The organism is Pseudomonas sp. LB3P31 (genome assembly GCF_054897945.1).
Genome location: NZ_CM142710.1, coordinates 2,447,934 through 2,472,861 on the forward strand (window position 1 = coordinate 2,447,934; position 24,928 = coordinate 2,472,861).

Genomic DNA, 24,928 nt, shown 5'->3' on the forward strand with positions numbered 1-24,928 from the left:
ACAAAAAAACCCGCCGATGATCACTCATCGGCGGGTTTTTTGATCAACACCTAACGCTTAGATCGCGCCACGCTGACGCAGCAGATCCAGCACTTGCTTCACACTTTCTTCCAGCGACAGTGACTGGGTGTCGACCACCAGGTCGGCATCCAGCGGCACGTCGTACGGGAAGGACTCGCCCGGAATGTTGTCGCCCGCTGCAGCGTACAGACCTTGCGGGTCACGCTCGGCACAGACCGTCGGCGAGGCCTGGACGTAGACGGTCAGCAGACGCTCCTTGCCGATCAGGTCCTTGGCTTGTTCACGGCCTTCGGCGCTCGGAGCGACGAATGCAGCGAGGGTCAGCAGGCCGGCTTCGTTGAACTGACGCGCGACGTGTGCGGCACGGCGCCAGTTCTCGGTACGCCCGGCGCGATCCTGTGGCAGACCTTTGTTGAGGTCGTGACGCAGGTTCTGGCCATCGAGTACGAACACCGCACGGCCCAGGTCGAACAGTTTGCGTTCAACTGCATAGGCCAGAGTGCTTTTGCCCGCGCCCGACAGGCCGCTGAACAACACGGTGGCCGGTTGCTGGCCGAAGCGCTGGGCACGTTCTTCGGTAGCAACGTGCGCCAGTTTGCCGTGGTGCGAGCTGCTGCCATGGGCCAGTGGCTGGGCGATGATCATGCCGGCGGCGACGGTGCCGTTGGTCAAGCGGTCGATGACGATGAACGAACCGGTGGTGCGGTTACTCGCGTAACCGTCCAGGGCGATGGCGGCGTCGAGGCTGACCTTGACCCGACCGATCTCGTTCAGTTGCAACGAGCTGGCAGGGCCTTCTTCCAGGGTGTTCACATCGACACGATTGACGATGCTGGTGATCGAGCCCGGCACGTAACTCGTGGCGCGCTTGATGTCGTATTTCTTGCCCGGCAGCATCGGCTCTTCGGCCATCCACACCAGCATGGCGTCGAAGCCGTCGGTGACTTGCGGCAGATTGTCGGCGTGCACCAGCAGGTCGCCGCGGGAGATGTCGATCTCGTCTTCCATGGTCAGCGTGACAGCCTGACCTGGGCCTGCATGCTCCAGCTCACCTTCGAAGGTGACGATCGATTTCACGCGGCTGCTCTTGCCCGACGGCAGCACCACGACTTCGTCGCCCTTGTGCACGACGCCGCTGGCCAGGGTGCCGGCGAAACCACGGAAGTTCAGGTTCGGACGGTTGACGTACTGCACCGGGAAACGCAGGTCAGTGTAGTTGCGGTCGTTGGCGATCTCGACGGTTTCCAGGATCTCCATCAGCGACTGGCCGGTGTACCACGGCGAGCGCTCGGACTTGTTCACCACGTTGTCGCCCTTCAGCGCCGACATCGGCACGAAGGCCATGGTGGTCGGCTTGAACGCGATGCCATCGGCGAACTTCAGGTAATCGGCCTTGATCGACTCGAACACGCTTTCGTCGAAGCCGTTGAGGTCCATCTTGTTGATGGCGACCACGATGTGCTTGATGCCCAGCAACGAGGCAATGAAGCTGTGGCGACGGGTCTGGGTCTGCACGCCGTAGCGCGCGTCGACCAGAATGATCGCCAGGTCACAGGTGGAAGCACCGGTGGCCATGTTGCGGGTGTACTGCTCATGGCCAGGGGTGTCGGCGATGATGAATTTGCGCTTGGCGGTGGAGAAGTAGCGGTAGGCGACATCGATGGTGATGCCCTGCTCACGCTCGGCCTGCAGGCCGTCAACCAGCAAAGCCAGGTCGATGTCTTCGCCGGTAGTGCCGACTTTTTTCGAGTCGCGGGTGATGGCTTCCAGGTGATCTTCGTAGATCATCTTGGAGTCGTGCAGCAGGCGCCCGATCAGGGTGCTCTTGCCGTCGTCGACGTTGCCACAGGTCAGGAAGCGCAGCATTTCCTTGCGTTCGTGCTGGCCCAGGTAGGCGAGGATGTCCTCGCTGATCAAATCAGATACGTGCGACATGACAACCCCTTAGAAATAACCCTGACGTTTCTTTTCTTCCATCGAGCCTGCGCCATCGTGATCGATGACCCGGCCCTGGCGTTCGGAAGTTCGCGTCAGGAGCATTTCCTGAATGATGTCGGTCAGGCTGGTGGCCTCGGACTCGACCGCACCGGTCAGCGGGTAGTCACCCAGTGTGCGGAAACGGACTTTCTTCTTGACGATGCGCGCCTTGTCTTCGTCGCTCAGGTGATTGAGCAGGCGTTCGTCGTCGATCATGATCCAGGTGCCATTCATCTCGATGACGTCGCGCTCGGCGGCGAAATACAGCGGCACGATCGGGATGCCTTCGAGGTAGATGTACTGCCAGATGTCCAGTTCGGTCCAGTTCGACAAGGGGAATACACGAATGGATTCGCCCTTGTTGACGTTGCCGTTGTAGACGTTCCACAGCTCTGGACGCTGGTTTTTCGGGTCCCAGCGGTGCTTGGTGTCGCGGAAGGAATACACGCGCTCTTTGGCGCGGGACTTCTCTTCGTCGCGGCGGGCGCCACCGAAGGCGGCGTCGAAGCCGTGCTTGTCGAGGGCCTGTTTCAGGCCTTCGGTTTTCATGATGTCTGTGTGCTTGGCGCTGCCGTGGGTCAGCGGGTTGATGCCCTGCGCGACGCCATCGGGGTTCACGTGCACGATCAGGTCAAGGCCGAGCTCTTCGACCATGCGGTCGCGGAACGCGTACATTTCCTTGAACTTCCACCGGGTGTCGACGTGCATCACCGGGAACGGCAGCTTGCCCGGGAAGAATGCCTTGCGCGCAAGGTGCAGCATCACGGCGGAGTCTTTACCGACGGAGTACAGCATCACCGGGTTATCGAACTCGGCGGCGACCTCGCGGATGATGTGGATGCTTTCGGCCTCCAGCTGTTTCAGATGCGTCAGTTTGTCGACCATGGCTACTCACGAAAACGATCTTATGGACGGCCAGCGGGCCGTGTTCGAGCGGGGAATCCTAGCACAGCGACCTCTTCTAATCAGGCCGCTGGCTAGATCGAAAGGGTATATGAATATACCCCCCTGTTTGGGCTGTGGAGATGCAAACCCATACTGTAGAAGCTGCCGAAGGCTGCGATCTTTTGATCTTAAAAATCCAGGTCAAAAGATCCCAGTCTTTGGCAGCTCCTACACGGTGGTTTCAGATCGGGTTGGGGCAATCGATGAAGATGTGCTCAACGGCAAACCGACGCGCCAGGTAATCGCCCAGGGCCTGCACGCCGTAGCGCTCGGTGGCGTGGTGGCCGGCGGCGATGAAGCTGATATCGTTTTCCCGGGCGCTGTGGAAGGTCTGTTCGGACGCTTCGCCACTCAGGTACAGGTCGACACCAGCCAACACCGCTTGGTCGATGTAGCCCTGGCCGCCGCCAGTGCACCAGCCGACCCGGCGAATCATCGCGCTGCCTTCTATCAGCAACGGTTCACGACCCATGACTTCCTGTACTCGCCGGGCGAAATCCCGTGGTGTCATCGGCTCGCTGAGGGAACCGACCAGGCCGACAATCTTCAGGTTGTCAGGATCCAGCGGCCCTTCAACAGTGATGTCGAGCTGGCGGGCGAGCTGGACGTTGTTGCCGACATCCGGGTGCAGGTCCAGTGGCAAGTGGTACGCCAACAGGCTGATGTCGTGCTTGAGCAGGGTCTTCAGGCGGCGTTGCTTCATGCCGGTGACGCAAGGGTTCTCGCCCTTCCAGAAATAACCGTGATGCACCAGCACCAGGTCGGCCTGGGCTTCGACCGCCGCGTCCAGCAGCGCCTGGCTCGCGGTGACGCCGCTGACAATGCGCATCACCTGCGGCCGGCCTTCGACCTGCAAACCGTTGGGGCAGTAATCGGCGATTTTGGCACTGCTGAGGTAGCGGTCGGCTTCTTCGACCAGGGTGCTCAAGGCAACGGCCATAAAAGACTCCTAAATATCCCGTTCAGAGGCACGCGCGGCCTCGTATAATGCGCGACATTATGGGCGGTCTCATGTCGCCTGCAACCTTTCAGGACGTGCTTAATGCTCAAGGCGCTGCGTTTTTCCGGCTGGCCGTTGTTGGCCGGCGTGCTTATCGCTCTGTTGATCATCCAGCGATACCCGCAATGGGTCGGGCTGCCAAGCCTCGATGTGAACCTGCAGCAAGCCCCGCAAACCACCAGCGTGCAGCAAGGCCCAGTGTCCTATGCCGATGCGGTGACCACGGCCGCGCCGTCGGTGGTCAACCTGTACACTACCAAAGTGATCAACAAGCCGAACCATCCGCTGTTCGAGGATCCGCAGTTCCGCCGGTTCTTCGGCGACAATTCGCCTAAACAGAAGCGCATGGAATCGAGCCTGGGTTCGGGCGTGATCATGAGCCCCGAAGGCTACCTGCTCACCAACAACCACGTCACCAGCGGCGCCGACCAGATCGTCGTGGCCCTCAAGGACGGCCGTGAAACCCTGGCACGAGTGATCGGCAGCGACCCGGAAACCGACCTCGCGGTATTGAAGATCGACCTGAAAAACCTGCCGTCGATCACCGTCGGCCGCTCCGACAACATCCGTATCGGCGACGTTGCCCTGGCGATCGGCAACCCGTTCGGCGTCGGCCAGACCGTGACCATGGGCATCATCAGTGCCACAGGCCGCAACCAGTTGGGCCTGAACAACTACGAAGATTTTATCCAGACCGATGCCGCGATCAACCCGGGCAACTCCGGCGGTGCGCTAGTCGATGCCAACGGCAACCTGACCGGGATCAACACCGCGATCTTCTCCAAATCCGGCGGTTCACAGGGTATTGGCTTCGCCATCCCGGTCAAGCTGGCCATGGAAGTCATGAAGTCGATCATCGAGCATGGCCAGGTAATACGCGGCTGGCTCGGCATCGAAGTGCAGCCGCTGACCCAGGAACTGGCCGAGTCGTTTGGCTTGTCCGGACGCCCTGGCATCGTGGTCGCGGGAATTTTCCGTGATGGCCCGGCGCAAAAGGCTGGCCTGCAATTGGGTGATGTGATTCTCGCGATCGATGGCGAACCGGCTGGCGATGGTCGTCGCTCGATGAACCAGGTCGCGCGGATCAAGCCGACGGACAAGGTGACCATTCAGGTGATGCGTAACGGCAAGGAGATCAAGCTCACCGCCGAAATCGGTTTGCGTCCGCCGCCGGCGCCCCCGCCGGTCAAGGAAAAAGAAGCGGAATAAGCACTAACCCGCCAATCGCGGGTTAGCAGCAGACTTTCCGAATAGAAATGTTATGTTGTTTCAATATCACTATTGGAACAACATGACATGTCGTCTCGAATAAAGGCCTGCGTGGCAACCCTTGCCCTTGGCCTGCTGGCAGATCCGGTGTTTGCCCAAGACTCCAACCCCATCGAACTGGAGGCGATTAGCGTCACTTCAGACTATGAATCCCCTACCGGCCCGGTCACCGGCTACCGCGCCACCCGCTCCTCAAGTGCGACCAAAACCGATACCGCGATCCGCGACATCCCGCAATCGATCAGCGTGGTGCCCGCCAGCGTGCTCAAGGACCTGGGCAGCATCAGCGTCGAACGGGCGCTGGATTTTGCTGGTGGCGTGTCGAAGCAAAACAACTTCGGCGGCCTTACGCTTTACGAATACAGCGTGCGCGGCTTCACCACGTCGGAGTTCTACAAGGATGGCTTCAGCGCCAACCGTGGTTACCCAAGCACGCCGGACGTGGCCAACATCGAGCGCATCGAAGTGCTCAAAGGCCCCGCCGCCAGTCTCTATGGGCGTGGCGATCCGGGCGGCACGGTCAATATCGTCACCAAGAAACCCCAGCCTGAAGCCTTCACCACCCTGCAAACCAGCGCCGGTAGTTGGGATCGTTATCGCACCGCCCTTGACGTCAACACGCCGCTGGATGACGACGCCAACGTGCTGTCCCGAATTAACCTGGCGGTCGAGGACAACCACAGCTTCCGCGATCACGTCGACAGCCAGCGGGTGTTCGTCGCGCCCTCCTTCAGTTGGCAACTAAACCCGGACACCAGCCTGTTGGTGGAAAGTGAATTCGTCCGTCACAGCTCCACATTCGACCGCGGCATCGTCGCGCCGAACAATAAATGGAGTGGCGTTTCTCGTTCGACTTTTCTCGGCGAACCCAATGACGGCGACATCGACAATCACAACAATCTGCTGCAAGCCGCGCTTGAACATCATCTCAATGACAGCTGGAAACTGCGCCTGGCCAGCCATTACAAGGAAGGCAAACTCTGGGGCTACGCTTCCGAAAGTCGCCCGCTGAATGCCGACGGTCACACCGTCAACCGACGCTACCGCGAACGCGATACCAATTGGCACGACAGCATCACCCAACTCGAATTGCGCGGTTTTTTCGACCTCGGCAACTGGCAGCATGAACTGCTGATTGGCACCGAATACGAGAATTTCCGCAAGAACGAACGGGTCACGACCATTGCCGGCGGCCCCTACGCCATCGACATTTATCAGCCAATCTACGGCCAGCCGAAACCCAATGGCACGCGTTCAGGCACGGACTTTTTCGAGCATGTCGAAAGCCAGGCGCTGAACCTGCAGGACCAGATCGTCTTCACCGACAAGCTGCGCGGCATGCTCGGAGCACGCTTCGAGCATTTCGAGCAAAGCATCGACGATCACAGCCGCGGCGCCACCAGTCGCCAGAGTCACGATGCACTGACCCAACGGGCGGGCCTGCTCTATCAACTCACGCCTGAAGTTGGCCTGTTCGCCAATGCTTCCACCTCGTTCAAACCAAACAATGGCCTGGACGCTGGCGGCAAATCCTTCGACCCGGAAGAAGGCGTGGGTTACGAAGTGGGGATCAAGAGCGAGCTGTTCGACGACCGCTTGAGCACCACCCTCGCCGCCTTCCATATCGAAAAGGAAAACGTCCTCGCACTAGACCCAGGCACCGACACCAGCCGCACCATGGGCAAGGCCCGCAGCCAGGGTTTCGACCTGCAAGTTACTGGGCAGGTGACCGACGCCGTGCGGCTGATCGGTGCCTTCGCCTATATCGACGCCGAGGTCACTGAAGGCGACAAGGTAATTCCCACCGGCAGCCGAATCCTCGGCGTGGCCAAACGCAGCGGCAGTCTGCTCGGGGTTTATGAATTTCAAAATGGCCATTTGCGCGGTTCCGACGTAGGCGCGGCGTTCACCTACGTCGGCGACCGCTCGGGCGAGTCCGGCAGCGATTTCGAACTGCCGGCCTACCACACCGTCGACCTACTGGCCCATTACAAGGCCAGTGAAAACGTCACCGTAGGCCTGAACCTGAACAACCTGTTCGACGAGAAATACTACGAGCGCTCTTACAGCAACTACTGGGTCAACCCCGGCGAGCCGCGCAATTTTACGGTCAGCCTTACGCTTGAACTGTAACAGGGAGGGATAAATCCTGAGGGAGACCACGGCCTTTGGAAGCCAGGCCTTTGTGGGAGCAAGGCTTGCCCGCGATGGCGTGCTGAAGATTGTCATCGCGGGCAAGCCTTGCTCTCACAGGAGTATAGCTCCCACAAAATAGAACAGGCAGATTGAGCTTTAAAGGTCGCCGAGGCCGTCGATCAGCGCCTGATTCTGTTCAGGTGTGCCGATGGAAATCCGCAAGAACTGCGCAATCCGCTCCTGCTTGAAGTGGCGGACGATCACACCTTGCTCACGCAGTTTGGCCGCCAAGCCTGCCGCGTCATGCTTGGGGTGGCGCGCGAAGATGAAGTTGGCTGCCGACGGCAGTACTTCAAAGCCCTTCTGTTCCAATTGCGCGACCACCCACTCCCGATGCTCGATGACCAACCGACAGGTCTTGTCGAAGTACTCGCGATCCTCGAACGCCGCCGCAGCCCCGACATTCGCCAGGCGATCCAGCGGATAGGAGTTGAAGCTGTTCTTGATTCGCTCCAGCGCCTCGATCAGATCCGGATGCCCCACCGCCAGACCGACCCGCAGGCCGGCCAGTGAGCGGGACTTGGACAGGGTCTGAGTCACCAGCAGGTTCGGATAACGGTCGACCAGGCTGATTGCAGTCTCGCCGCCGAAGTCGATGTACGCCTCATCCACCACCACTACCGAATCGGCATTGGTCTTGAGGATCTGCTCAACCGCGTCCAGTGCCAGCAGGCAACCTGTCGGCGCATTCGGGTTAGGGAAAATCACCCCACCGTTGGGCTTGGCGTAGTCTGCCGGGTTGATCTGGAACTGCTCATCCAGCGGCACCGCGTCGAATTTAATGCCATACAACCCGCAGTAGACCGGATAGAAGCTGTAGCTGATGTCCGGGAATAGCACTGCTTTGTCGTGTTGCAGCAAGCCATGGAAAATGTGTGCGAGGACTTCGTCTGAGCCGTTACCGAGGAACACTTGATTGGCCTGCACGCCGTAATACGTTGCCACGGCGTTTTTCAGCAGATCACTATTCGGGTCCGGGTACAGGCGCAGGTTGGCGTTCAGCTCGGTCTGCATCGCTGCCAAGGCTTTTGGCGAAGGACCGTAGGGGTTCTCATTGGTGTTGAGCTTGACCAGTTTGGTCAGCTTCGGCTGCTCGCCCGGCACATACGGCACCAGATCCTTGACGAACGGGCTCCAGAATTTACTCATTTTCAGTTCCCCTTCTTGTCGTCAATGATGCGGTATTCGGCGCTGCGGGCGTGGGCGGTCAGCGACTCGCCACGGGCCAGCACGGAAGCAGTCTTGCCCAGCTCGGACGCACCCTGCTCGGAGCAGAAGATGATCGACGAACGTTTCTGGAAGTCGTAGACGCCCAGCGGCGAAGAGAAACGCGCGGTGCCGGACGTCGGCAATACGTGGTTCGGACCTGCGCAGTAATCGCCCAGGGCTTCAGAGGTGTGACGGCCCATGAAGATTGCACCGGCGTGGCGAATCTGCGGCAGCCAGGCTTGGGGATCGGCCACCGACAGCTCCAGGTGTTCCGGAGCGATGCGGTTGGCCACTTCGATGGCCTGGTTCATGTCTTCGACCAGAATCAGGGCGCCGCGGCCATTGATCGAGGTTTCGATGATCCCGGCGCGCTCCATGGTCGGCAGCAGTTTGTCGATGCTGGCGGCGACCTTGTCGAGGAACTCGGCGTCCGGGCTGACCAGAATCGCCTGGGCGTCCTCGTCGTGCTCGGCCTGGGAGAACAGGTCCATGGCGATCCAGTCCGGATCGGTCTGGCCGTCGCACACCACGAGGATTTCCGAAGGGCCGGCGATCATGTCGATACCGACCTGGCCGAACACGTGGCGCTTGGCGGTGGCAACATAGATGTTGCCAGGGCCAACGACCTTGTCGACCTTCGGCACGCTTTCAGTGCCATAGGCCAGCGCGGCAACTGCCTGGGCGCCACCAATGGTGAACACCCGGTCAACGCCGGCGATGCATGCAGCCGCCAGCACCAGCTCGTTGATCTCACCGCGCGGGGTCGGCACCACCATGACCACTTCGGTCACGCCCGCCACCTTGGCCGGGATCGCGTTCATCAATACCGAAGACGGATACGATGCCTTGCCGCCGGGCACATAAAGGCCAGCGCGATCCAGCGGCGTGACCTTCTGGCCCAGCACGGTGCCGTCGGCCTCGGTGTAGCTCCAGGAATCCTGTTTTTGTTTCTCGTGGTAGCTGCGCACCCGTGCAGCAGCTTTTTCCAACGCTTCGCGCTGGGCAATAGTGATGCGCGTCAAGGCCAGTTCCAGGCGTTCGCGCGGCAGGATCAGGTCGGCCATCGAGGCGACTTCCAGGCCGTCGAACTTCTGGGTGAACTCCACCAGCGCCGCATCACCACGCTCGCGCACGGCCTTGATGATCTCGAGCACCCGCTGATTGACCGAGTCGTCAGACACACTTTCCCAGCTCAGCAGATGATCCAGATGATGCGCGAAATCCGGGTCAGCAGCGTTGAGTCGGCGAATTGCAGTCGGTGCGGTCATAGCGAGAGCCTCATAGGAATGGCAAAAACTCAGGCGCCCGAAGCTAACATTCGATCCGCTTGGGCACCTGAGAATTCTGGCTATGAGGCGGATAGACGGCGCGACTCAAGGTCGCGCAGGTGAATCAGCCGCGGTGTCGAGACTCCACTGCCTTGCGCAGGGTGTCGATCAACGCCTGGATACGAGCGTGCTGCATCTTCATCGATGCTTTGTTGACGATCAAACGGGAACTGATGGCTGCAATGAAATCCTGTGGCTCCAGGCCATTGGCCCGCAGCGTGTTGCCGGTGTCGACCACGTCGATGATCTTGTCTGCCAGGCCGATCAGCGGTGCCAGCTCCATCGAGCCATACAGCTTGATGATGTCGACCTGACGGCCCTGCTCGGCGTAGTAACGCTTGGCAACGTTGACGAACTTGGTGGCGATGCGCAGGCGGCCTTTAGGCTCGACAGCGCCAATCTTGCCGGCAGTCATCAGCTTGCACTGGGCAATCTGCAGGTCCAGAGGCTCGTACAGGCCCTGGCCGCCGTATTCCATCAGCACATCTTTACCGGCAACACCCAGGTCCGCAGCACCATGCTCGACATAGGTCGGCACGTCGGTGGCGCGCACGATCAGCAAACGTACGTCGGGCTGGGTCGTGGGAATGATCAGCTTGCGGCTCTTTTCCGGATTCTCGGTCGGCACAATGCCTGCTTCGGCCAGAAGCGGCAGGGTGTCGTCAAGAATGCGGCCCTTGGACAGTGCAATGGTCAACATGGGAAACGTCAGTCCTTATCAAGGTACTCATGCCCGGTCGCAAGCGGCGCCGGACACACTCGAGCCGCAGACGGCTCGACTCGTAACGAATTCAACGGGCGCGTCCCTGCGCCCATGCAGCAGGGACTAGCCCGGTACGCGGCGGATCTTGGCGCCGAGCATCTGCAGTTTCTCTTCGATGCACTCGTAACCACGGTCTATGTGGTAGATGCGGTCGATCAGGGTGTCGCCTTCGGCGATCAGCGCCGAGATCACCAGGCTGGCGGAAGCGCGCAGGTCGGTGGCCATGACTGGCGCGCCCTTGAGCTTCTCGGTACCGGTAACGATGGCAGTGTTGCCTTCGACCTGGATCTTGGCGCCCATGCGGTGCAGTTCGTACACGTGCATGAAGCGGTTTTCGAAGATCGTCTCGATTACCGCACCAGTGCCTTCGGCAATGGCGTTGAGCGAGATGAACTGCGCTTGCATGTCGGTCGGAAACGCCGGGTACGGAGCCGTACGCACGTTCACGGCTTTAGGCCGCTTGCCGTGCATGTTCAGCTCGATCCAGTCTTCGCCGCAGGTGATTTCCGCGCCCGCTTCCTTGAGTTTCTCAAGTACCGCTTCGAGGATGGTCGGATCAGTGTCCTTGACCTTCACACGGCCGCCGGTCACGGCAGCAGCAACCAGGTAGGTACCGGTTTCGATCCGGTCCGGCATCACTTTATAGGTGGCCGGGTGCAGACGGTCGACGCCATCGATGGTGATGGTGTCGGTGCCGGCGCCGGAGATCTTCGCGCCCATGGCGATCAGGAAGTTCGCCAGGTCGATGACTTCAGGTTCGCGAGCGGCGTTTTGCAGGACGCTGCGACCCTTGGCCAGGGCTGCGGCCATCATGATGTTCTCGGTACCGGTCACGCTGACGGTGTCGAAGAAGAAGTGCGCGCCGCGCAGGCCACCTTCAGGCGCCTTGGCCTTGATGTAGCCGCCTTCCACGTCGATCACCGCGCCCATGGCTTCAAGGCCGCGGATGTGCAGGTCAACCGGACGCGAGCCGATGGCGCAACCGCCAGGCAGCGCGACTTCAGCTTCACCGAAACGGGCAACCATCGGGCCCAGCACCAAGATCGACGCACGCATGGTTTTCACCAGTTCGTACGGGGCGATCAGGGTCTTGATGGTGCGCGGGTCGATTTCGACGCTGAGCTTCTCGTCGATCACCGGCTCGATACCCATGCGACCGAACAGCTCGATCATGGTGGTGATGTCGTGCAGGTGCGGCAAGTTGGCCACGGTAACCGGACCATCGCACAGCAAGGTTGCAGCCAGGATCGGCAGGGCAGAGTTCTTTGCCCCGGAGATGCGGATTTCGCCATCAAGACGAACGCCACCGGTAATAATCAATTTATCCATAAGAATCTCGACGCCCTTGGGCTCAGGTGCGCTCGGCCCAGGCCGCGCTGCTGAAAAATTTCATAGTGACCGCATGGATGCTGCCATCGGTGATCCATGGGTTCAAATGGGCATAGACCTGCTGCTGACGCTTCACCGGGCTCAACGCCGCCAGTTCATCGCTAATCAGGTTCAGCTGGAAATTGCAGCCTTCGCCTTCAACTTCCACCTTCGTGCCTGGCAGCTTTCCTTCAAGGAAGCTCTTCACTTCTACGGCCTGCATGCTCAACCTCAATCGGCGCCTTGTGCGCGCGGGTCGGACATCATACAAAAAAGCCCCGCGCCTGCGAACCCCGGCAAGCAGGACTCTGACGGGGGGCTTCCCTATAGATGCGGTTAGGGATGCGCCAATAACTCGGTCAATTCGCTGACCTGAGCGATTTCACGCATATCTTCGGGCATCGCGCGGATGCTCAGGGCCTTGCCGGCCGCCTGGGCATCACGCATGAAGCACAGCAGCAGCGACAAGCCGACACTGCTGGACTTCACCACCTGCGAACAATCAACCACCAGTGCCGCAGCCTTGCTCGACTTGATCAGCGCCTGGCCCTGCTTGCGCAGGAGCGGGCCGCTGCGGTAATCCAGCGTGCCACTGAGGTGCAGTTCGCCGGATTCATTGATCTGGACGGCCGACTCACTCATTGGGCTTGCTTCTGGGCTGCTTGCTCGGTGGTTTCCTTGGCCTTGGCGACTTCACCGGCCCAGTTGTTGATCACCTTGTCGAGGTCGTTGCCGTTACGCTGCATCGAATCCTGGAACTGATCACGGAACAGCTTGCCGATGTTGATGCCATTGATGATGACGTTGCGCACTTTCCACTCGCCGTTGATCTTCTCCAGCGTGTAGGACACAGGGTAGAGCGAACCGCTGCTGCCCTTGACTTGCATGTCGACGCTGGTGCGGGTGCCGCTTTCGTCCTTCGCCGGAGAAACGGTGATGCCCTGATTGTTGTACTCCAGCAGGGCATTGCCATAGAACTGCATCAGGCTGCGCTTGAAGTTTTCCTGAAAGCGCTGCATCTGCTCAGGCGAAGCCTTGCGCGAGTACTTGACGGTCATGATGCTGCGGGAGATGCCATCGGCATCGACCACCGGCCCGACAATCTCGTTGAGCGCGTTGTAGAACTCGTTAGGGTCCTGTTTGTACTTTGCTTTGTTGGCAGCCAGGTCGGCCAGCAACCGGGTAGTGGTGTCCTGTACCAGTTCATGCGCCGACGGCGCCGCCACGGCGTTAGCCATCAGCGGCACAGCCGCGAGTAATACCAACAGGCCACGTCGCAAGGTAGAGATCATTCAAAGCTCCTCATTTGGCTTCTTTGCTAACGGTGTTGAGCAGGAACTTGCCGATCAGGTCCTCTAGCACCAGCGACGACTGCGTATCGTGGATAATCCCGCCATCCTTGAGCAGCGCTTCTTCACCACCAACGCTGACGCCGATGTACTTCTCGCCCAACAGCCCAGCGGTGAGGATAGATGCAGTGGAGTCAGTCGGCAGATTATCGACGCTCTTGTCCAGCTGCATGGTCACCCGGCCGGTGAAACTGTCGCGGTCCAGATCGATTGCCGTGACCTTGCCGATGGTCACACCGGCCATGGTCACTTTAGCTCTGACCGTCAAACCGGCGATATTGTCGAAATAAGCATAAAGTTTATAAGAATCGGTTGTTGCGCTCGGGGACAGGCCACTGACCCGCAACGCAAGCAACAGCAAAGCCAGGATGCCAGCCAGCAAGAAAAGGCCGACACCGATTTCCAGGGTGCGGTTTTGCATCAGAAATCTCCAAACATCAAGGCGGTCAGAATAAAGTCCAGGCCGAGTACCGCCAACGAGGCGTATACAACGGTCTTGGTAGTGGCACGACTGATCCCCTCGGAAGTGGGCTCGCAGTCATAGCCTTGGAATACGGCGATCCAGGTCACGACAAAGGCGAAGACGACACTCTTGATAATGCCGTTGAGGACATCTTCAGAGAACGTCACGCTGTTCTGCATGTTCGACCAGTAGGAACCTTCATAGACTCCCAACCAATCGACGGCCACCCACGAACCACCCCAGATACCCACAACGCTGAAGATCATCGCCAGCACCGGCAGGGAAATGAAGCCGGCCCACAGGCGCGGGGCAATGATGTACTTGAGCGGGTCAACACCAATCATTTCCAGACTGGACAGCTGCTCGGTGGACTTCATGTTGCCGATCTCGGCGGTCAGCGCAGAGCCTGCACGCCCGGCGAACAGCAAGGCGGTGACCACCGGGCCCAGTTCACGCAGCAGCGTCAGCGCAACCATCTGCCCGACCGCCTGCTCCGAACCATAGCTGGACAGGATGTTGAAACCTTGCAGCGCCAGCACCATGCCGATGAACACCCCGGAGACCACGATGATCACCAGGGACATCACGCCCACCGAATGCAATTGCCGGATCAGCAGGCCGAAGCCGCCACCGATGCCGCCACGGCCGAGCAGGGCATGGAACAGGAACAGCGTAGCGCGCCCGAATACCGCGACGGCATCGATTGCCGCCTCGCCGAACCGGCGTACACGTTCTATCAGTGAAATCTTGCGCATCAACGCTTCCCCAGAAGATCTGCGCGGTAATCCGTCGCTGGAAAGTGGTACGCGACCGGGCCATCAGGTTCACCCGTCATGAACTGGCGGATCCGTGGATCGTCCGAATTCATCAGCTCGTCCGGCGTGCCCTGCCCCAGGACCTGCGCTTCACCTACTACATAGATGTAGTCGGCGATGCTCGCGGTCTCTGCCAGGTCATGGGAAACCACGATACTGGTGATGCCCAGCGCGTCATTGAGCAGGCGGATCAGGCGCACCAGCACGCCCATGGCGATCGGGTCCTGGCCCACGAAGGGCTCGTCATACATGAGGATCTGCGGATCGAGGGCAATGGCCCGCGCCAGCGCGACCCGACGCTTCATGCCACCGGACAGCTCGTCGGGCATCAGGTCGATTGCGCCACGCAAGCCCACCGCCTGCAGTTTGAGCAGGACGATGTCACGGATCATTTCTTCCGGAAGCTGGGTGTGCACGCGCAGCGGAAAGGCGACGTTCTCGAACACGTCGAGGTCGGTAAACAGCGCGCCGCTCTGGAACAGCACCCCCATATGCTTGCGCGCGTCGAACAGATCGCTGCGCGACAGCTTCGGCAGATTCTGGCCGTTGACCCAGACTTCGCCGGCAGTCGGCCGCAACTGTGCGCCCATCAGGCGCAACAGCGTGGTCTTGCCACACCCGGAAGGCCCCATGATGCCGGTGACCTTGCCCCGCGGAATGCGGATATCGACGTTATTGAAAATGCTGCGCGCACCGCGCTTGAAGGTCAGTCCCTTCAGCTCGACCGCGTAGGCGTTATCGGCACTCATCTAAACTCCTTGCGATGCAGCCTCACACTCGGACGCCTGACTTTCTGGCGAAAGCACATTCCTCGTGGGCAGGCCGAACTGGCGGCGAACTATATCACTGCAAGCGCTTGGCGCCCAAGGCTAAAGCCGGGCTATGTTCAGCCGCGTGACAGCTCAAAAGCCTCACGCTGACAGGATTACGTAACAGCGAATGACAAAGCACGACGAACTTGCGTGAGGGTTTTGCTCATTACCGCTATAATCGCCGCCTTTTCATCAGGCTATACGATTTCCGACATGAGCCAATCCAGCGACCTTATTCAATCGGCACAACGCACCATCCGTCTCGAACTGGAAGCCGTGCAGGGCTTGCTTCCACGCATCGACGCAGATTTCGTACGCGCGTGCGAGATGATTTTGGCCAGCAAGGGCCGCGTGGTCGTGGTCGGCATGGGAAAATCGGGACACGTCGGCAACAAGATCGCCGCCACCCTGGCGAGCACCGGGACCACGGCATTTTTCGTGCACCCGGCCGAAGCCAGCCACGGCGACATGGGCATGATCACCCGGGATGACATCATCCTGGCCCTGTCCAATTCCGGCTCGACCACTGAAATCGTCACCCTGTTGCCGCTGATCAAACGCCTGGGCATCCAGCTGATCAGCGTGACCGGCAACCCCGACTCGACGCTGGCCAAGGCCGCCGAAGTCAACCTCAACGTGCACGTCGAACACGAAGCCTGCCCGCTGAACCTGGCGCCCACCTCGTCCACCACGGCGGCGCTGGTCATGGGTGATGCCCTGGCCGTTGCACTGCTGGAGGCGCGCGGCTTCACCGCAGAAGACTTCGCCTTCTCCCACCCTGGTGGCGCGCTTGGCCGTCGCCTGTTGCTCAAAGTGGAAAATGTCATGCACGCCGGGGACGCCCTGCCGCAAGTGCAACGCGGCACCCTGCTCAAGGACGCGCTGATGGAAATGACGCGCAAGGGCCTGGGCATGACCGCGATCGTCGAAGCCGACGGCAAGCTGGCCGGGATCTTCACCGACGGTGATTTGCGTCGCACTTTGGATCGCGCCATCGACATCCATCACGCCACCATCGATCAGGTCATGACTGTTCACGGCAAAACCGCGCGCGCCGAAATGCTCGCCGCCGAAGCCTTGAAGATCATGGAAGACAACCGAATCAACGCCCTGGTGGTCGTAGACAAGGAGGATCGCCCTGTTGGCGCCTTCAACCTCTCCGACTTGCTGCGCGCAGGAGTCATGTAATGAGCAACGATCTGCTGCAACGTGGCAAGCATATCAAGCTGGCGATTTTCGACGTCGACGGAGTCCTCACCGATGGACGCCTGTACTTCCTTGAAGACGGCAGTGAATTCAAGACCTTCAATACCCTCGACGGCCAAGGCATCAAGATGTTGATGGCAGCCGGCCTCCAGACCGCTATCATCAGCGGTCGCACGACCCCGGTGGTTGAGCGCCGGGCAAAAAACCTCGGCATTCCCCATCTGTATCAGGGCCGCGAAGACAAACTGGTAGTGCTGGACGAGCTTCTCGCCCAACTCGGCCTAAGCTATGAACAAGTTGCCTACCTCGGCGACGACTTGCCTGACCTGCCGGTGATACGCCGCGTCGGCCTGGGCATGGCGGTGGCCAACGCGGCCAGCTTCGTGCGTGAACATGCTGACGGCATCACCCAAGCCCGCGGTGGCGAGGGTGCCGCTCGCGAGTTCTGCGAATTGATCCTGCGCGCCCAGGGCCGCCTCGATGCGGCGAATGCCGCGTACCTGTGAGCCAACTATGCTGAGCAAAAAGTTTCGCAACATACTGCTGTTCGGCTGCATCGCCGCGATCTTTGCGGCCGTGGGCTACTGGAACATCAGCCCGGAACGCTTCCTCGACCAGCCGAAAGTGGCCGTCGATGAAAGCGCGATCGACTATTACGCCCTGAACGCCCACAGCGTGCAGTTCCTCCCGGACGGCAAACTGCAGTACGAGATGACGTCGGACAAGGTCGAACACCTTAAAGCCACGGAAGTGACGCTGCTGACCAACCCGGACCTGAACATGTTTCGCGGCACCGAGTTTCCCTGGCACGTGCAGAGCGAACGCGGAGAAGTGAATCCGGATGGTACCGAGGTGGAACTGATCGACTCGGTGCGCATCACACGTTTCGACGAGAAAAACCGCAAGACGCTGATTACCACCACCCGCATGACCGTGTTCCCGAAGCAGCAATATGCGCAGACGGAGCAACCCGTTAGAATCGACGGCGCCGGTGGCGTGTCGACTGGTACGGGAATGAAGGCGTATTTGAAAGAAAGCAGGATACACCTGCTATCGAACGTAAGAGGACAGTATGAGGCTCGTTAAAACCCTCCCTATTTTGCTCAGCCTGGGCGCAGCACTGGGAAGCGTGAGCGCCTGGGCTCTGCCGAACGATCAAGAGCAGCCTATCCGCATTCAGGCCGACGACGCCCAACTGGACGACAAGAATGGCATCGCCACCTACAAAGGTGACGTCATCATCACCCAGGGTTCGATGAAGGTGACCGGCAATACCGTGACCATCACCCGCACCCCGGCTGGCGATATCGACGTGGTGACTTCGGTCGGCAACCTGGCTTACTTCGAGCAGCTTCAGACCCAGGGTGACACCAAGCCTGTGCAGGGTTACGGCGTCACGATCCAGTATCACGCCTCGCAGAACCGCGTCGTGCTGATTGATCGCGCCAAGGTCATCGACAAGGACAACAACGTCACCCAGGGCGAGAAAATCGTCTACGACACGGTCAAGAAGCTTGCGAGCGCCGGCCGTGCCACGGGCAACAAGGTCACCGAATCGCGTCCGCGCATCGACATGGTGATCCAGCCCAAGCCGAAAAACGACCAGAAAAAGGCCAATTAATGGCAACTCTGAAAGCTCAGCATCTGGCCAAGGCTTACAAGAGCCGCCAGGTCGTGCGCGACGTCAGCCTGTCGATTGACAGCGGTCAGATCGTCGGGCTCCTCGGCCCTAACGGCGCCGGCAAGACCACCTGCTTCTATATGATCGTCGGCCTGGTGCAGGCCGATCAGGGCCGCGTGCTGATCGACGACCTGGACGTCAGCCATCAGCCAATGCACGGCCGTGCCAAGGCCGGTATTGGCTATCTCCCGCAAGAAGCGTCGATCTTCCGCAAATTGTCGGTGGCCGATAACATCATGGCCATCCTCGAGACCCGCAAGGAGCTCGACAAGGCCGGTCGGCGCAAGGAGCTGGAGAGCCTGCTGCAGGAATTCCACATTAGCCATATCCGCGACAACCTCGGCATGAGCCTGTCGGGCGGCGAGCGTCGCCGGGTGGAGATTGCCCGGGCGCTGGCGACCAATCCGAAGTTCATCCTGCTCGACGAACCTTTCGCCGGCGTGGACCCGATCTCGGTAGGCGATATCAAGCAGATCATCCATCACCTCAAGGCCAAGGGCATTGGCGTGCTCATCACTGACCACAACGTCCGTGAAACCCTGGACATCTGCGAGACCGCCTACATCGTCAACGATGGCCAGCTGATCGCCGAGGGCGACTCTGCCACCATCCTGGCCAACGACCTGGTCAAGGAAGTTTATCTGGGCCACGAGTTCCGCCTTTAAGCGCTGCGGTGCCTGGCCAGTCGCCCGGGCGCTCGACACTCTAAAAAATCAATACTTTTTTATTGTTACAGCGCTCTAGGCAAACACTGCAATATCGGGCATATAATTTGCTTAAGTTTGGCGCTCCGGCGCCCTGTAGTGGATGGCGCATGCGCGCCGGCGAATAAGGTTTAAGCCCCTGCCATGAAACCATCGCTAGTCTTGAGAATGGGCCAGCAGCTGACGATGACTCCTCAGCTGCAACAGGCCATCCGCCTGCTCCAATTGTCGACCCTGGACCTGCAGCAGGAAATCCAGGAGGCGCTGGAGTCCAACCCGATGCTCGAACGCCAGGAAGAAGGCGACGACTTCGACAATGCCGATCCCTTGGCCGACAAAGCCGAGCAGCAACCCAACGCCGACGTTTCGGAGCCGTCCTATCAGGAAACCGCGCCGACGGTAGACAATCTCGAGGAAGGCGACTGGAACGAGCGCATTCCCAACGAGCTACCCGTTGATACCGCGTGGGAAGATGTCTACCAGACCAGCGCCAGCAGCCTGCCAAGCAACGATGATGACGAGTGGGACTTCACCACCCGCACATCGGCCGGCGAAAGCCTGCAGAGCCACCTGCTGTGGCAACTGAACCTCGCGCCGATGTCCGACACTGATCGCCTGATCGCCGTCACCCTGATCGACTGCATCAACAATCAGGGCTACCTGGACGAAACCCTCGAGGAAATTCTCGAAGCCTTCGACCCGGAACTGGACATCGAACTGGACGAAATCGAAGCCGTTCTGCACCGCATCCAGCAATTCGAACCGGCCGGCATCGGCGCTCGCAACCTGGGCGAATGCCTGCTGCTGCAATTGCGCCAGCTGTCCGCCAAGACCCCTTGGCTTACTGAAGCCAAGCGCCTGGTCACGGACTACATCGATCTGCTGGGCAGCCGCGACTATAGCCAGTTGATGCGGCGGATGAAGCTTAAGGAAGACGAACTGCGCCAGGTCATCGAGCTGGTCCAGAGCCTCAACCCGCGTCCCGGCTCGCAGATTGAGTCGAGCGAAGCCGAGTACGTGGTTCCGGACGTGATCGTGCGCAAGGACAACGAACGCTGGCTGGTGGAACTCAACCAGGAATCGGTGCCGAAGCTGCGGGTCAACGCCCAGTACGCCGGTTTCGTTCGCCGCGCGGACACCAGTGCCGACAACACGTTCATGCGCAATCAGTTGCAGGAAGCCCGCTGGTTCATCAAGAGCCTGCAGAGCCGCAACGAAACCCTGATGAAAGTTGCCACCCAGATCGTCGAGCATCAACGCGGTTTTCTGGAGTACGGCGACGAAGCGATGAAGCCGCTGGTACTGCATGACATCGCCGAAGCAGTCGGCATGCATGAATCGACGATTTCACGGGTGACCACGCAGAAGTTCATGCATACCCCACGGGGCATTTATGAACTGAAATACTTTTTCTCCAGCCACGTCAGCACCTCCGAAGGCGGCGAATGCTCGTCCACGGCGATCCGCGCGATCATCAAAAAACTGGTTGCGGCGGAAAATCAGAAAAAGCCGTTGAGTGACAGCAAGATCGCTGGTTTACTGGAGGCACAAGGCATTCAGGTGGCTCGCCGCACCGTCGCCAAGTACCGCGAATCCCTTGGGATCGCGCCTTCGAGCGAACGCAAGCGGTTGATGTAAGCCACGCCACAGCGTTCCAGTGGCAGATCATCTGGTCTGCCGCTTTATGCACTGGCAACGAAGGAGAAGCTGTATGCAAGTCAACATCAGTGGACACCAGCTGGAAGTTACCGAACCCCTGCGCACCTATATCGGCGAAAAACTCGCCCGTTTAGAGAGGCATTTCGACAAGATAACCAACGTGCAAGTCACGATGAACGTCGAGAAGCTCAAGCAGAAAATCGAAGCCACCTTGCATATTCCCGGCGGGGAAGTGGTCGCCAATGCCGAGCATGACGATATGTATGCCGCCATCGACCTGCTGACCGACAAGCTGGATCGCCAACTCAAAAAGCATAAGGAAAAGACCCAGAGCCTCCTCCAGGGCGCAACCGGTCGTTAACACTCCCAACCCATGATCCGACTTGAAAGTATCCTGACCCCCGGCCGTTCCCTCGTGAACGTGCCGGGCGGCAGTAAAAAGAAAGCCCTCGAGCAAATTGCCAACCTTATCCATAAAGAAGTACCGGATCTGGAGATGCAAGATGTCTTCGAGGCTCTGATCGCCCGTGAAAAACTCGGCTCGACCGGTTTTGGCAACGGCATCGCCATCCCCCACTGTCGTCTCAAGGGCTGCGCGTCACCTGTCAGTGCCTTGATGCACCTCGACGCCCCTATCGATTTCGACGCCATCGACGGCGCCCCGGTTGACCTGCTGTTTGTGCTGCTGGTCCCGCAAGCGGCCACCGATGCGCACCTGGAGCTCCTGCGCCAGATCGCCAGCATGCTGGATCGCAAGGAAGTTCGCGAAAAACTGCGCAGCGCCCCGAGCAATGAAGCCTTGTACCAGGTCGTCCTGGACGAGCAGAACGGTCATTAATCATGCGCTTGATCATTGTCAGTGGCCGTTCCGGCTCAGGTAAAAGCACTGCCCTCGATGTCCTTGAAGACAGCGGGTACTACTGCATCGACAACTTACCTGCCGGGCTGTTGCCAGAGCTGGCCGAACGAGCACTGATTCACACCGAGCTTGCGCAACCGCTGGTGGCCGTGTCGATCGACGCGCGCAACCTGCCAAGCCACCTGTCGCGCTTTCCAGAATTGCTGGAAGAGGTCCGCAGCCGGCATATCAAGTGTGATGTGCTGTATCTGGACGCCGACGAGGAAACCCTGCTCAAGCGTTTTTCGGAGACCCGTCGCCGGCATCCGCTGAGCAATGCCAATCGTTCGCTGGCCGAGGCCATTCAGGACGAGTCCAACTTGCTCGGGCCGATTGCCGACCTGGCCGACCTCAAGGTCAATACCACCAACCTGAACCTGTATCAGCTGCGCGATACCATCAAATTGCGGCTGTTGAACCAGCCCGAGCCGGGCACCGCGTTCCTGGTCGAGTCCTTTGGCTTCAAGCGTGGCATGCCGGTGGATGCCGATCTGGTGTTCGACGTGCGCTGCCTGCCCAACCCGTATTGGAAACCGGAACTGCGCGAGCAATCCGGGCTTGATCAACCGGTAGCCGATTACCTGGCGGCGCAACCGGATGTCGAGGAAATGTTCCAGGACATCTCCAGCTACCTGCTCAAATGGTTGCCGCGCTTCGCTGCCAGCAACCGTGCGTATGTCACCATTGCCATTGGCTGCACCGGCGGGCATCACCGCTCCGTCTACCTGACCGAACGTCTGGGCCAGGTTCTGCAACAATCCCTGAAGAACGTCCAGGTCCGCCACCGCGACCTCAGCTAAAGGATTCACATCGCGATGCCTGCTCTGGAAATCGAAATCATCAACAAGCTGGGCCTGCATGCTCGCGCTTCTGCAAAATTTGTCGGGGTTGCTGGGCAGTTCAAGGATTGCACTATCAGGGTCGGGCGCACGCCGGAATCCACGGTCGACGGCAAGAGCATCATGGCGATGATGATGTTGGCGGCTGGCAAGGGCACAAAAATTTATTTGAGTACGGAAGGCGAACAGGCGGATGAAGCGCTGGCTGCGCTCGTTAATTTGATCAATAACTACTTCGACGAAGGCGAGTAATGCTTGCCACGTAGCAGCTGCCGAAGTGGGAGCAAAGCGTGCTCGCGATTGGGGGCTCGTTTTCAATATTGGTGGTGACTGACACGCCGTAATCGCGAGCAAGCTTTGCTCCCACCTGCGATCTCTTGATCTTGCCTCAACCCAGCGCCGTATCCATCACCATCATCAAACAAAACCCGACCAGCAGCCCCAGGCTCGCCAGTTTGTCGTGACCATTGCGCCGCGACTCGGGGATCACTTCATGCGTGACCACCAGCAACATCGCCCCCGCCGCCAATGCCAATCCCAGCGGCAGCAACAGCTCGGCCAGGCTTACCAGCCACGCACACAGCAGCGCGAATATCGGCTCAACCAGACCTGACGCCGCGCCGATCAGGAAGGCCTTGACCCTGGACATCCCTGCCCCGGCCAGTACTAGCGCAATCACCAACCCTTCCGGCACATCCTGCAGCGCGATACCCATCGCCAGGCTGTCGGCATCAGGCATGCCACCCCCGGCCGACACCCCCACCGCCATGCCTTCCGGAATGTTGTGGGCGATGATTGCAAAGACAAACAGCCAGATCCGCGGTGGAATCACCGGTCGCTCCAGCGTGCCAACCAACATTTCCGGGCTGGCCCGGGAGACTTTTCGGTCTACCAGGTACAAACCCAGAGCGCCGAGCATGATGCCAAAGCTGATCAGGCCACTGGCCGCCCAAGGCGTGAGGCCCAGGCTTTCGGCGGCAGAGATCCCTGGCACGATCAGCGAAAACGCGGTCGCCGCCAGCATCACCCCAGCGCCAAACCCGAGCAGCGTATCGCTGACGGTTTGCGGCATACGCCGAATCACCAGTACCGGCACTGCGCCCAACGCCGTACCCAAGGCGCAGATGGCCCCACCCTGCAAGGCGCGCAGCAGTTTCGGCTCAAGGTCCAGCCACGCCAGTCCCTGCGCAACCAGCAAGGACGTGCCCGCCAGGAGTAACAGCGATCCCAGAGCGTAACGGAACATCCGCCCACTCCCGATCGCCAGCGTTTCAGTGCCCATAATCAGCCTTGGTGTTTTTTATTGAAGACTCAACCCAGGGCCGCCTGGTAGCGCGCCGCGACTTCGGGCCAATTGATCACGTTGTAGAACGCATTGATGTATTCCGGGCGACGATTCTGGTACTGCAGGTAGTACGCATGCTCCCAGACATCCAGGCCGAGGATCGGCGTATTGCCATTCATCAGCGGGCTGTCCTGGTTGCCACTGCTTTCCACGACCAGGGTCTTTTGCGGGGTTACGCTCAGCCACGCCCAGCCACTGCCGAAACGGGTGAGCGCAGCCTTGGTGAAAGCCTCTTTGAAACTGTCGAGCCCGCCCAATTGCTCAGCGATTGCCTTGGCCAGCGCGCCATCAGGTGCGCCGCCACCGTGCGGGGCCATAACTTCCCAGAACAGCGAATGGTTGGCATGACCTCCCCCTTGGTTGATCACGGCGGCACGGAGTTTTTCCGGAAGCTGCTGCACGCCTGACACCAGCTTTTCCACCGGCCACTCGGCGAACTCGGTGCCCTCGACGGCAGCGTTCAGGTTGTTGATGTAGGTCTGGTGGTGCTTGGTGTAGTGGATCTCCATGGTCTTGGCATCAATGTGCGGTTCCAGGGCATCGTAGGCGTAGGGCAAGGCAGGCAAGGTGAAAGCCATGTTCAATGAACTCCATGATGAAGTGGCGCAGGCCGGTTGGCAGTTGCAACGGCACCGATGTGCAGCAGGCGGTGAGTACGTGGGTATTCACCGTGCTCGCTGATGAAATTCAGCAGCTCGACGTAGGTCTTGCTGCTCTGGCGCAGTGCCGCTTCGCGCAAGGCTGGCGCCAGTCGAGTGTCCTGCATGGTCTGCAACAAACGCTGGTGGATGGCACACAGGTACTCAGCACTCTCCTCCGGCTGATTAAGGCGCAGGTGCAAGTCCGCCAGGTTGTGGTGGGAAATGACGCAGGCCGCCACCGCTTCGTCGGCATCCGCCCAGCGCTCGAACAACACCTGGGCCAGCGCCAGTGCCTGCAAGTAAGCCTCGCGGGCATCGACCAGTTCACCCTGCATGAAACAGCGATTTGCTCTTTCGATCGTGCGTTTCCAGTGCTCCATGGTGAGCCTCCAAAACGGTAGCGGTGATTACACGAAAAGCAGGATTCATGACCCATGGCT

At 59.8% G+C, this 24,928-nt stretch carries 28 protein-coding genes; 12 read left to right on the top strand and 16 right to left on the bottom strand.

The window, feature by feature from the left end:
• Positions 1-57: 57 nt before the first annotated feature.
• The 3 genes from cysN to ACYZTK_RS11205 form a co-directional block, all read right to left on the bottom strand.
• Positions 58-1,956 (bottom strand): sulfate adenylyltransferase subunit CysN, encoded by a 1,899-nt coding sequence (cysN, locus tag ACYZTK_RS11195; RefSeq protein WP_462014494.1) that lies wholly within the window; start codon positions 1,954-1,956, stop codon positions 58-60.
• 9 nt (positions 1,957-1,965) lie between these two features.
• Entirely contained in the window at positions 1,966-2,883 is a 918-nt protein-coding gene (gene cysD, locus ACYZTK_RS11200) for a sulfate adenylyltransferase subunit CysD (protein WP_028621848.1), read from the bottom strand.
• A 241-nt stretch (positions 2,884-3,124) separates the two neighbouring features.
• Entirely contained in the window at positions 3,125-3,883 is a 759-nt protein-coding gene (locus ACYZTK_RS11205; protein ID WP_462014495.1) for a Nif3-like dinuclear metal center hexameric protein, read from the bottom strand.
• Positions 3,884-3,985: 102 nt separating this feature from the next.
• Here ACYZTK_RS11205 and algW point away from each other — a divergent pair, with 102 nt between their 5' ends.
• Entirely contained in the window at positions 3,986-5,152 is a 1,167-nt protein-coding gene (algW, locus tag ACYZTK_RS11210) for a Do family serine endopeptidase AlgW (protein ID WP_462014496.1), read from the top strand.
• A gap of 87 nt (positions 5,153-5,239) precedes the next feature.
• Positions 5,240-7,345 (top strand): TonB-dependent siderophore receptor, encoded by a 2,106-nt coding sequence (locus tag ACYZTK_RS11215; protein WP_462014497.1) that lies wholly within the window; start codon positions 5,240-5,242, stop codon positions 7,343-7,345.
• Positions 7,346-7,504: 159 nt separating this feature from the next.
• Here the strand turns inward: ACYZTK_RS11215 and hisC are convergent, their stop codons facing one another.
• From hisC to ACYZTK_RS11265, 10 genes are all read right to left on the bottom strand, one after another.
• The gene (gene hisC, locus ACYZTK_RS11220) at positions 7,505-8,557 is read right to left on the bottom strand and encodes a histidinol-phosphate transaminase (RefSeq protein WP_462014498.1); all 1,053 of its coding nucleotides are present in this window, start codon (positions 8,555-8,557) and stop codon (positions 7,505-7,507) included.
• 2 nt (positions 8,558-8,559) lie between these two features.
• Positions 8,560-9,885 (bottom strand): histidinol dehydrogenase, encoded by a 1,326-nt coding sequence (hisD, locus tag ACYZTK_RS11225; protein WP_462014499.1) that lies wholly within the window; start codon positions 9,883-9,885, stop codon positions 8,560-8,562.
• 124 nt (positions 9,886-10,009) lie between these two features.
• Positions 10,010-10,645 carry an ATP phosphoribosyltransferase gene (hisG, locus tag ACYZTK_RS11230; RefSeq protein WP_462014500.1) on the bottom strand — a complete coding sequence of 212 codons (636 nt, stop codon included), beginning with the start codon at positions 10,643-10,645 and terminating at the stop codon, positions 10,010-10,012.
• A 126-nt stretch (positions 10,646-10,771) separates the two neighbouring features.
• Positions 10,772-12,037, bottom strand: coding sequence for a UDP-N-acetylglucosamine 1-carboxyvinyltransferase (gene murA / locus ACYZTK_RS11235; protein ID WP_122837518.1), 1,266 nt, complete (start codon positions 12,035-12,037; stop codon positions 10,772-10,774).
• A gap of 22 nt (positions 12,038-12,059) precedes the next feature.
• Complete coding sequence (locus ACYZTK_RS11240; protein WP_266014912.1) at positions 12,060-12,299, bottom strand: BolA family protein; 240 nt, start codon at positions 12,297-12,299, stop codon at positions 12,060-12,062.
• Between the two features lie 113 nt (positions 12,300-12,412).
• Positions 12,413-12,718 (bottom strand): STAS domain-containing protein, encoded by a 306-nt coding sequence (locus ACYZTK_RS11245; protein WP_462014501.1) that lies wholly within the window; start codon positions 12,716-12,718, stop codon positions 12,413-12,415.
• The gene (locus ACYZTK_RS11250; protein ID WP_462014502.1) at positions 12,715-13,368 is read right to left on the bottom strand and encodes an MlaC/ttg2D family ABC transporter substrate-binding protein; all 654 of its coding nucleotides are present in this window, start codon (positions 13,366-13,368) and stop codon (positions 12,715-12,717) included. The genes ACYZTK_RS11245 and ACYZTK_RS11250 overlap by 4 nt, the downstream gene beginning before the upstream one ends.
• A 10-nt stretch (positions 13,369-13,378) precedes the next feature.
• Entirely contained in the window at positions 13,379-13,846 is a 468-nt protein-coding gene (gene mlaD / locus ACYZTK_RS11255; RefSeq protein WP_462014503.1) for an outer membrane lipid asymmetry maintenance protein MlaD, read from the bottom strand.
• Positions 13,846-14,643, bottom strand: coding sequence for a lipid asymmetry maintenance ABC transporter permease subunit MlaE (mlaE, locus tag ACYZTK_RS11260; protein ID WP_462014504.1), 798 nt, complete (start codon positions 14,641-14,643; stop codon positions 13,846-13,848). The genes mlaD and mlaE overlap by 1 nt, the downstream gene beginning before the upstream one ends.
• Entirely contained in the window at positions 14,643-15,452 is an 810-nt protein-coding gene (locus tag ACYZTK_RS11265; protein WP_122837516.1) for an ATP-binding cassette domain-containing protein, read from the bottom strand. Before ACYZTK_RS11265 ends, mlaE begins: the two co-directional genes overlap by 1 nt.
• A gap of 276 nt (positions 15,453-15,728) precedes the next feature.
• Between ACYZTK_RS11265 and ACYZTK_RS11270 the strand changes: the two genes are divergently transcribed.
• The 10 genes from ACYZTK_RS11270 (at position 15,729) to ACYZTK_RS11315 (ending at position 22,754) form a co-directional block, all read left to right on the top strand.
• Complete coding sequence (locus ACYZTK_RS11270; protein ID WP_462014505.1) at positions 15,729-16,703, top strand: KpsF/GutQ family sugar-phosphate isomerase; 975 nt, start codon at positions 15,729-15,731, stop codon at positions 16,701-16,703.
• Positions 16,703-17,227 carry a KdsC family phosphatase gene (locus ACYZTK_RS11275; protein WP_462014506.1) on the top strand — a complete coding sequence of 175 codons (525 nt, stop codon included), beginning with the start codon at positions 16,703-16,705 and terminating at the stop codon, positions 17,225-17,227. The genes ACYZTK_RS11270 and ACYZTK_RS11275 overlap by 1 nt, the downstream gene beginning before the upstream one ends.
• A 7-nt stretch (positions 17,228-17,234) precedes the next feature.
• Positions 17,235-17,807 carry an LPS export ABC transporter periplasmic protein LptC gene (lptC, locus tag ACYZTK_RS11280; protein ID WP_462014507.1) on the top strand — a complete coding sequence of 191 codons (573 nt, stop codon included), beginning with the start codon at positions 17,235-17,237 and terminating at the stop codon, positions 17,805-17,807.
• A complete protein-coding gene (lptA, locus tag ACYZTK_RS11285) occupies positions 17,794-18,342 on the top strand; it encodes a lipopolysaccharide transport periplasmic protein LptA (RefSeq protein ID WP_462014508.1) in 549 nt (182 codons plus the stop codon). The genes lptC and lptA overlap by 14 nt, the downstream gene beginning before the upstream one ends.
• Complete coding sequence (gene lptB, locus ACYZTK_RS11290) at positions 18,342-19,067, top strand: LPS export ABC transporter ATP-binding protein (RefSeq protein WP_266014942.1); 726 nt, start codon at positions 18,342-18,344, stop codon at positions 19,065-19,067. Before lptA ends, lptB begins: the two co-directional genes overlap by 1 nt.
• 183 nt (positions 19,068-19,250) lie before the next feature.
• The gene (locus ACYZTK_RS11295) at positions 19,251-20,744 is read left to right on the top strand and encodes an RNA polymerase factor sigma-54 (protein WP_462014509.1); all 1,494 of its coding nucleotides are present in this window, start codon (positions 19,251-19,253) and stop codon (positions 20,742-20,744) included.
• Between the two features lie 73 nt (positions 20,745-20,817).
• Positions 20,818-21,126, top strand: a complete 309-nt coding sequence (gene hpf / locus ACYZTK_RS11300; protein ID WP_462014510.1) for a ribosome hibernation-promoting factor, HPF/YfiA family — start codon at positions 20,818-20,820, stop codon at positions 21,124-21,126.
• 12 nt (positions 21,127-21,138) lie between these two features.
• Positions 21,139-21,603: a PTS IIA-like nitrogen regulatory protein PtsN gene (gene ptsN / locus ACYZTK_RS11305; RefSeq protein WP_462014511.1), complete on the top strand. Its 465-nt coding sequence runs from the start codon at positions 21,139-21,141 to the stop codon at positions 21,601-21,603.
• Positions 21,604-21,605: 2 nt separating this feature from the next.
• Entirely contained in the window at positions 21,606-22,463 is an 858-nt protein-coding gene (gene rapZ / locus ACYZTK_RS11310) for an RNase adapter RapZ (RefSeq protein WP_462014512.1), read from the top strand.
• Between the two features lie 15 nt (positions 22,464-22,478).
• Positions 22,479-22,754: an HPr family phosphocarrier protein gene (locus ACYZTK_RS11315; RefSeq protein WP_462014513.1), complete on the top strand. Its 276-nt coding sequence runs from the start codon at positions 22,479-22,481 to the stop codon at positions 22,752-22,754.
• Between the two features lie 136 nt (positions 22,755-22,890).
• Here ACYZTK_RS11315 and ACYZTK_RS11320 read toward each other — a convergent pair whose 3' ends face one another.
• From ACYZTK_RS11320 to ACYZTK_RS11330, 3 genes are read right to left on the bottom strand one after another with little or no spacing between them, the layout of a single operon-like run.
• Positions 22,891-23,784 (bottom strand): ZIP family metal transporter, encoded by an 894-nt coding sequence (locus tag ACYZTK_RS11320; RefSeq protein WP_462014514.1) that lies wholly within the window; start codon positions 23,782-23,784, stop codon positions 22,891-22,893.
• A gap of 29 nt (positions 23,785-23,813) precedes the next feature.
• Positions 23,814-24,425, bottom strand: coding sequence for a superoxide dismutase (locus ACYZTK_RS11325; protein WP_462014515.1), 612 nt, complete (start codon positions 24,423-24,425; stop codon positions 23,814-23,816).
• A 2-nt stretch (positions 24,426-24,427) separates the two neighbouring features.
• Complete coding sequence (locus ACYZTK_RS11330; RefSeq protein WP_462014516.1) at positions 24,428-24,868, bottom strand: hypothetical protein; 441 nt, start codon at positions 24,866-24,868, stop codon at positions 24,428-24,430.
• Between the last annotated feature and the right edge of the window lie 60 nt (positions 24,869-24,928).

Bases quoted from the DNA above. Each gene is read 5' to 3' on its own strand.
- cysD (WP_028621848.1), bottom strand. From the start codon at position 2,883: ATGGTCGACAAACTGACGCATCTGAAACAGCTGGAGGCCGAAAGCATC.
- ACYZTK_RS11315 (WP_462014513.1), top strand. From the start codon at position 22,479: ATGCCTGCTCTGGAAATCGAAATCATCAACAAGCTGGGCCTGCATGCT.
- cysN (WP_462014494.1), bottom strand. From the start codon at position 1,956: ATGTCGCACGTATCTGATTTGATCAGCGAGGACATCCTCGCCTACCTG.
- ACYZTK_RS11205 (WP_462014495.1), bottom strand. From the start codon at position 3,883: ATGGCCGTTGCCTTGAGCACCCTGGTCGAAGAAGCCGACCGCTACCTC.
- ACYZTK_RS11275 (WP_462014506.1), top strand. From the start codon at position 16,703: ATGAGCAACGATCTGCTGCAACGTGGCAAGCATATCAAGCTGGCGATT.
- hisC (WP_462014498.1), bottom strand. From the start codon at position 8,557: ATGAGTAAATTCTGGAGCCCGTTCGTCAAGGATCTGGTGCCGTATGTG.
- ACYZTK_RS11325 (WP_462014515.1), bottom strand. From the start codon at position 24,425: ATGGCTTTCACCTTGCCTGCCTTGCCCTACGCCTACGATGCCCTGGAA.
- ACYZTK_RS11245 (WP_462014501.1), bottom strand. From the start codon at position 12,718: ATGAGTGAGTCGGCCGTCCAGATCAATGAATCCGGCGAACTGCACCTC.
- ACYZTK_RS11295 (WP_462014509.1), top strand. From the start codon at position 19,251: ATGAAACCATCGCTAGTCTTGAGAATGGGCCAGCAGCTGACGATGACT.
- ACYZTK_RS11265 (WP_122837516.1), bottom strand. From the start codon at position 15,452: ATGAGTGCCGATAACGCCTACGCGGTCGAGCTGAAGGGACTGACCTTC.
- ACYZTK_RS11215 (WP_462014497.1), top strand. From the start codon at position 5,240: ATGTCGTCTCGAATAAAGGCCTGCGTGGCAACCCTTGCCCTTGGCCTG.
- ACYZTK_RS11250 (WP_462014502.1), bottom strand. From the start codon at position 13,368: ATGATCTCTACCTTGCGACGTGGCCTGTTGGTATTACTCGCGGCTGTG.
- lptB (WP_266014942.1), top strand. From the start codon at position 18,342: ATGGCAACTCTGAAAGCTCAGCATCTGGCCAAGGCTTACAAGAGCCGC.
- rapZ (WP_462014512.1), top strand. From the start codon at position 21,606: ATGCGCTTGATCATTGTCAGTGGCCGTTCCGGCTCAGGTAAAAGCACT.
- algW (WP_462014496.1), top strand. From the start codon at position 3,986: ATGCTCAAGGCGCTGCGTTTTTCCGGCTGGCCGTTGTTGGCCGGCGTG.
- ACYZTK_RS11240 (WP_266014912.1), bottom strand. From the start codon at position 12,299: ATGCAGGCCGTAGAAGTGAAGAGCTTCCTTGAAGGAAAGCTGCCAGGC.
- ptsN (WP_462014511.1), top strand. From the start codon at position 21,139: ATGATCCGACTTGAAAGTATCCTGACCCCCGGCCGTTCCCTCGTGAAC.
- ACYZTK_RS11270 (WP_462014505.1), top strand. From the start codon at position 15,729: ATGAGCCAATCCAGCGACCTTATTCAATCGGCACAACGCACCATCCGT.
- lptA (WP_462014508.1), top strand. From the start codon at position 17,794: ATGAGGCTCGTTAAAACCCTCCCTATTTTGCTCAGCCTGGGCGCAGCA.
- hisD (WP_462014499.1), bottom strand. From the start codon at position 9,885: ATGACCGCACCGACTGCAATTCGCCGACTCAACGCTGCTGACCCGGAT.
- lptC (WP_462014507.1), top strand. From the start codon at position 17,235: ATGCTGAGCAAAAAGTTTCGCAACATACTGCTGTTCGGCTGCATCGCC.
- ACYZTK_RS11330 (WP_462014516.1), bottom strand. From the start codon at position 24,868: ATGGAGCACTGGAAACGCACGATCGAAAGAGCAAATCGCTGTTTCATG.
- mlaD (WP_462014503.1), bottom strand. From the start codon at position 13,846: ATGCAAAACCGCACCCTGGAAATCGGTGTCGGCCTTTTCTTGCTGGCT.
- mlaE (WP_462014504.1), bottom strand. From the start codon at position 14,643: ATGCGCAAGATTTCACTGATAGAACGTGTACGCCGGTTCGGCGAGGCG.
- murA (WP_122837518.1), bottom strand. From the start codon at position 12,037: ATGGATAAATTGATTATTACCGGTGGCGTTCGTCTTGATGGCGAAATC.
- hisG (WP_462014500.1), bottom strand. From the start codon at position 10,645: ATGTTGACCATTGCACTGTCCAAGGGCCGCATTCTTGACGACACCCTG.
- ACYZTK_RS11320 (WP_462014514.1), bottom strand. From the start codon at position 23,784: ATGGGCACTGAAACGCTGGCGATCGGGAGTGGGCGGATGTTCCGTTAC.
- hpf (WP_462014510.1), top strand. From the start codon at position 20,818: ATGCAAGTCAACATCAGTGGACACCAGCTGGAAGTTACCGAACCCCTG.